1 protein-coding gene is annotated in these 7147 nt (G+C 35.2%); it reads left to right on the top strand.

All coding sequences use genetic code 11. From position 1 onward, the window contains the following. Window positions 1–158: 158 nt before the first annotated feature. The coding region (locus ACKI2P_RS05095; protein ID WP_407375621.1) for a right-handed parallel beta-helix repeat-containing protein at window positions 159–7147 on the top strand (6989 nt) is incomplete at its 3' end.

Genomic DNA, 7147 nt, shown 5'->3' with positions numbered 1-7147 from the left:
TTTACATTTGTCTAGATTTTTTTCTAGGCCGGTATAATAAATTTGATTTATTATATGTGTAAGTAAAAAATTGTATTACAAAGGGAGGAGATAGTATCAAAAATAAAAAATACAATACGCTATTTATTATTTTGATATTATTCTTTTTCGTATCTTTTATGGGGGCTGCATGTGCAGTTGAAGATTCGGCATTGAATAATACCGTATCAGCTACGCAGGGTGGTGGTGAAATGTTGGTTCCAATTGTGGAATCTGCAGACAATGATGTTTTGTCTGCACCTCATGATTTTTCGGGATCCACGGTTCAGGACCTTAAAAATTTAATTGAAGGAGGGACAGTTCAAGATAGAGATACAATCTATCTTGGAAATAAGGATATTTCATCCAATTGGGGAGAATGGGATCCTAATCAAATAATTAACGTAAATGTTCCCAATATTATTATTAGTGGTGGAAGTAGTTCTAATCCTGATGGATTTTCAACCATCAATGCAAATCATGCTAAAGTATTTAGCTTCAATGCAGCAGGAATTACTTTAAATAATGTTAAAATAGTAAATTCCAACGGTGGAAATGGACCCGGTTCTGCAGTTTATATAGGCTCATCAGGATGTACAATTGATAATTGTGCTTTTGAGAGTTGTCAGTATAATAATGGTGGAGCAATTCACGGGTCCGGTTCAGCTACAAATACTATGATTAGTAATTGTAATTTTACAAATAATGAAGGTAGATGGACTGGAATAGGTGGAGCAATTTACTTTGAAGGTTCAGACAATGAAATTGATGGATGTAATTTTGATTCAAACATTGCAGGTAGTTCTGGAGCTATTTATAGTGCTGGAACTCTTACAGTGAGAAATTCCAACTTCACCAATAATAAAGGAAGTAATGCTAATGGTGGAGCCGTATATATTGGAGGCGAAAATTCTGTAGTTGATAACTGTTACTTTACAGGTAACGAAGTCACTGCAAATCATTTGTTTGGTGGTGCAATTGCTTTGGCTGGTTCAGGTTCAAGTATTACTAACAGTAATTTTGAATCTAACAAAGCTGGTCACGGTGGAGCAGTATATATAGAATCACCAAACATAAATGTTGAAAACTGTAATTTTACTGATAATAACGCTAATACTGGTGGTGCCATAAGTGTTTACAATGATAACGCTACCATAACAAACTGTAATTTCACAGATAACTCTGCTACAACTAATGGTGGAGCTATCTACATTGCTGATAATTGTAATAATGCCGATATGAGCTACTGTAACTTTGTAGACAATACTGCTGCTTCCGGTAAGGCAATTTTTGCTGCCGGTAGCGGTAACGGTAAAGTTTCAAACTGTAACCTTGGTGGAGTAACTGATTTAAACGTTCTTGGAGGATATCCTGAATTGACATTTACCTTATCAACAGATTACACTAATATCGTTGTAGGTAATATTGAAGGAGCTTCCGGTGACGGATCAAAAGTTCCTATAGTCGGTGAAGAGATAAAATTAGATATCTATGATCTTAACGGGAACCCTATCAAAACAGTCACTCTAAATGAAACTGATGATAAAGGACAAACCAGATATGATTATTCAGACCTTCCTCTTGCAAAATACAGATACACTGCTACTTATTTGGATGGCAAAACCAAAGAAGGTACTTTCGGTGTAAATATTGTGGAAGGAGATAATTTTTCAAGTATCCGGGAAGCAATCAATAATGCAGAGCCTGGAGAGGTTTTAATACTGAAAGATAAGACATATCTCAATGACATCGGCGGCAGTATGGTAATCGATAAGCCGATTGCCATTGTCGGTAACGGTGCCGTTTTAGATGCTGAAGGAAAATCCGGAATATTCACAGTTAACCATGCAAACAATGTGAATTTTGAAAACATCACATTCATAAACGGTAACAATACTGATTATGGTGGTGCTATTGATGCTGTAGGAAGTTTGAATGGAGCTGTAACAAACTGTACATTTATCAATAACACTGCTAACATTGGTGGTGGTGCTGTAAGAGTGGACAATGACGCTGCTGGATGGAATTTCTACGATTCAATCTTCATTAACAACACTGCACTGAGTGTGGGCGCTGATGAAGGTAGGGATGTTCCAAATGGTGGAGGAGCTATTTGGTCCTGTGTTCAACAGGTAAGCGTATACAATTCTATCTTCAGAGAAAACGAAGGTTCATATGGAGGAGCATTAAGAGGTTCCTTCAACACATACGATTCTATATTTATCAATAACACTGCTTTTTACGGTAATGGTGGTGCTATTGATGTAACAATTGATGATATTGTAAGTCCAAGACCAACATTACGTTATGAAAATTCAACTTTCATCAACAATACTGCTAAAGGTCCGCGTAGTGATGATAGGGCTCAAGGTGGAGCTCTTCACATGTTTCACATTGAACATGTAGACATTGTTGACAGTAAGTTTTACAATAACACTGCAGACAGAGGAGGAGCAGTTGACTTGTATATCATTGCTACTACTCATGTGGAAAATTGTGATGTGGAAAACAACACTGCCCATTCAGAGGGTGGTGGATTTTTCATCAACGCAACATCTTACCCGACAGAGTTCCTATACACTAATATTACAAAAAACAATGCAGGTACTGAAGGTGGAGCAATCTATCTGATTACTGAAAATGCTTTGTTTGACCATATTATTGCAAACAATAACTCTGCTGCACGTGGAGGAGGAGCATTCGTTCGTGGTGATAATGCTATAGTACAGTATTCCACTTTCGACAACAATGAAGCTTTCAGAAACGAATCTGACATCTCAGGTCGTGGTGGTGCCCTGAACATCTGGGGTAAAAACTGTCAGTTAATCAACGTAACTGCCGACAACAACACCGCTGACCGTGGTGGTTCCGCATTTATCAGAGGTGATGACACTTATGTTGTAAACTCCTCTTTTAATGGAAACACTGCTCATATCAGAGGTGGAGGACTGAATGTTGGTAACGGTACAAACATTAGAATCATCAACGTTACCGTATCAGACAACTGGGCAAATACCACGGGTGGAGGAATTTTTGTACTTGCTGATGGAACTACATTCTTCAATGTAACCGCAGACAATAACACTGCACAAAACGGTGGTGGTGCTTATATTGAAGGTAATCATGTTCGCATTGAATTAGGTGAATTCAACAACAATACTGCTCTGTATAATGGTACTTATGACACCGGTTTAGGTGGAGCTTTGGATATTAAAGGTAATGGATGTACTATAGTTAACCTCACTTCTAACGACAACAAAGGTTATCGTGGAGGTTCCACTTTCATTCGTGGTAGTGACACTACTGTAATCAATTGTACCATGGATAATAACAATGTTACATTCAGAGGTGGAGCATTGAACATTGGAGGAGGAGACAACGCCAGAATAATCAATGTAAGCGTGTCCAATAATCGTGCTAAAGATGAAGCAGGTGCAGTTTATGTAGTAGGAAGCCATTCTCTATTTGATAATTTCACTGCAATCAATAACACTGCCAATATGGGTGGTGGTTTTGAAATTGAAGGTGATGACACTACTATTCAGAATTCCACTATTAGAAACAACACTGCATTAAATGGTGGTGGAATGTATATAACTGGAGATGATGTCTTCTTATTCAACAATAACATTACTTTCAACAAGGCATTGGATCCAACTGATGAGGCATACTGTAATGGTGGTGGAGTAGCTATTGAAGCTAGTTCTTATGATAGTTTAGTAAACTTCACTAACAACTATATATCTTCAAATTATGCTCAGGACAATGGTGGAGGAGTATTCATATTTGTCATGAGTGGGGAAGTTTATATGGATAATGTAACAGCATATAACAATACTGCTGAAAATGGTGGTTTTTGTCATGTAATGTGCTGTGAAAATCTTGTAGTTAAAAATTCCACTTTTGACAGCAATCGTGCTATAGGTGATATTTTCGGATATCCTGATAGGGGAGAAGGTGGAGCATTTCACATTTCCAACGAACTTAATTTTCTGATAGATTCCCATGCAGATATTCAAGGAAACTTCTACAATAATACTGCAATGAATGGATCTTCAATTTATATTCAGGATTCTTCACTGAAAGTGTACAACTCCACTTTCTATGATAACCAGGCACATTCCTACTATTTACCGATTGTTCCTTTAAACAACACTAAATTCAATCAGACTGACAATATAACAATCAGTGTCAGACTTCAAGGTGGGGACAATATTGCAAATGCTATCCACAACAAGGACGGTGCTTGTAAAGTCCTGGTTTACAATATCACATATCCGTTCTACACAATTGACGGAAAAGTTATTGATAAGCAAACCCCTTCAAGATACATGGCTCCTGTTGTAGGTCCTAATGCTGAAGACATATATCTTTATGACTTTGAAAACAATCAGGTAATCACACTGATTCTCTACACTGGCGCAGGCAATTTCACTTATAACGAAGAGACTGGTGAATATGTCTACAACGGAAACGGCAGTGAAGTCAACAGGTTCGATTATATTGTTCAGCCTATATTTGAAGCTGACCATGTAGATGATAAGATAATCGTCAATAGGGCAGGCAAAAGTACTGTATTTACCTACGATCCGGATTCTGGAATGTACATTAACAACAAGTCAGGTGTAATAACCTCACTTCAAGTTTCTCCTAAAGGGGAAAGCATGGAATATACATTTAATAAATCAGGTGCAATAACCAAAGTTTATTACAATTCCACAAGCGATGAATATGTTTTCAATGAATCAGGAATCATAACTAAAGTTAAATATAATGAAACTACAGGAATATACACTTTCAACAGATCCGGAAAAGTGAGCAATTATTACTCAATTAACAAAACAAATATTAACGGTACTGTTAATGTGCCTTTAACACAACTTAAAGGTATTTTGGATCCTGGAAAGTATACTGTTTTAGCGTTATATAGGGAAAGTACATACTACACTGAGATTTACAACTACACTACTTTTATAGTAAAAGGTTTAGTTGAGAAATTAACAGTCAACAAGACTGTCGGCCTTGGCGATAACGTTGATTTTGTTGTAACCGTAACAAATCAGTACAATTTCACATTGCATAATGTGACTATTACTGAGATTTTCAAGACTTCTGAATTGAAGTATCTTGACTATACCAACAAGGGCAATTGGACTATAGGCAATATAACAACTTATAATGTTACTATATCCAAGAATAATGTAGTCAATTATACAAGTATTGTTTTCAAATATAAAGGCAATTTAAGTGCAAATCAGAGCACAAACTTTACAATTACCTTTAAAACATTGAAATTAGGCACATTGGTAAATACTGTCAATCTGACAACTAATGAAACTAAAGATTTCATTCTCACTGCTAAAAATGAAACTTTAGTCATTAATCTGGTTGAAAAATTAACTGTCAATGAAACTGTTGTTATAGGTGATAACGTTGATTTTGTTGTTGTCGTAAGCAACAGGGAAAATATGACTTTGCATAATGTGACTATTACTGAGATTTTCAGGACTTCTGAATTGCAGTATGTTAATTATACCAATCAGGGTAATTGGACTATAGGTAAAATTACAACCTATAATGTTACTTTACCTGGTGAGGGATTAGTTAACTTCACTAGCATTGTTTTCACATATAAAGGCAATTTAAGTGCATATAATAACACTAACTTTACAATTACCTTTAAAACACTGAAAACAGGCACTTTAGTAAATACTGTCAATTTAACAACCAATGAAACTGGAAGTAAAATCTTCAATGCGACAAATACAACTCTCGTTTACAAATTGCTTGAAAAGTTAACTGTAAATGAAACAGTACGTGTCGGTGAAAATGTTAGTTTTATAGTTGTTGTAAACAACCTGGAAAACAGGACTTTGCATAATGTGACTATTACTGAGATTTTCAGGACTTCTGAATTGCAGTATGTTAATTATACAAATCAGGGTAATTGGACTATAGGTAAAATTACAACCTATAATGTTACTTTACCTGGTGAGGGATTAGTTAACTTCACTAGCATTGTTTTCACATATAAAGGTAATTTAAGTGCAAATCAAAGCACAAACTTCACTATAACATTCAACGCTAAAGTGAATGGTACTTTGGTAAACACTGTCAATTTAACAACCAATGAAACAGGAAACAAAATTTTCAATGCAACCAATACAACAACTGTTATCAATAATATAATTGCTAACTTGACAGTTACAAAATTGGCATTGAATACTACTGTAGTTGTTGGTGACCGTGTTTATTTCATGGTTGTTGTTAATAATACTGGTGATTTTGCTTTAGGTAATGTTACTGTTTCTGAAATTTATGATTCTGGTAAATTGACTTTGGTTGATTATGATAATCATGATTTATGGGAACGTAACGGTAATGTTTTCACTTATAAAGGTGTTTTAGATGTTAATAAAAGTGCTAACTTTACTGTTTGGTTTACTACTATGGTGAATGGTACTGTTGTTAATACTGTTAATGCATCTTCTAACTTGACTGGAAACAAAACTGCTAAAAATGATACTCTTGTTATTAGTCCAAATATGACTGTATCTAAATTGGCTTTAAACAAAACTGTTGTTATTGGCGATAACGTTTATTTCATGGTTGTTGTTAATAATACTGGTGATTGTGCTTTAGGTAATGTTACTGTTTCTGAAATTTATGATTCTGGTAAATTGACTTTGGTTGATTATGATAATCATGATTTGTGGGAACTTAAGGGTGATGTTTTCACTTATAAAGGTGTTTTAGGTGTTAATGAAAGTGCTAATTTCACTGTTTGGTTTACTACTATGGTGAATGGTACTGTTGTTAATACTGTTAATGCATCTTCCAATTTAACTGGAAACAAAACTGCAAGCAATGACACTCTTGTTATTAGTCCTAACATGACTGTTACTAAATTGGCTTTAAACAACACTGTTGTTATTGGAGATAATGTTTATTTCATGGTTGTTGTTAATAATGCTGGTGATTGTGCTTTGGCTGATGTGGTTGTAAGTGAAATCTATGATTCTGGTAAATTGACTTTGGTTGATTATGATAATCATGATTTGTGGGAACTTAAGGGTGATGTTTTCACTTATAAAGGTGTTTTAGGTGTTAATGAAAGTGCTAATTTCAC

Source organism: Methanobrevibacter sp. (genome assembly GCF_045541095.1).
GTDB lineage: Archaea > Methanobacteriota > Methanobacteria > Methanobacteriales > Methanobacteriaceae > Methanocatella.
The sequence above is the reverse complement of the archived record's forward strand: the minus strand, read 5'-3'. Positions and strand labels throughout refer to the sequence as shown.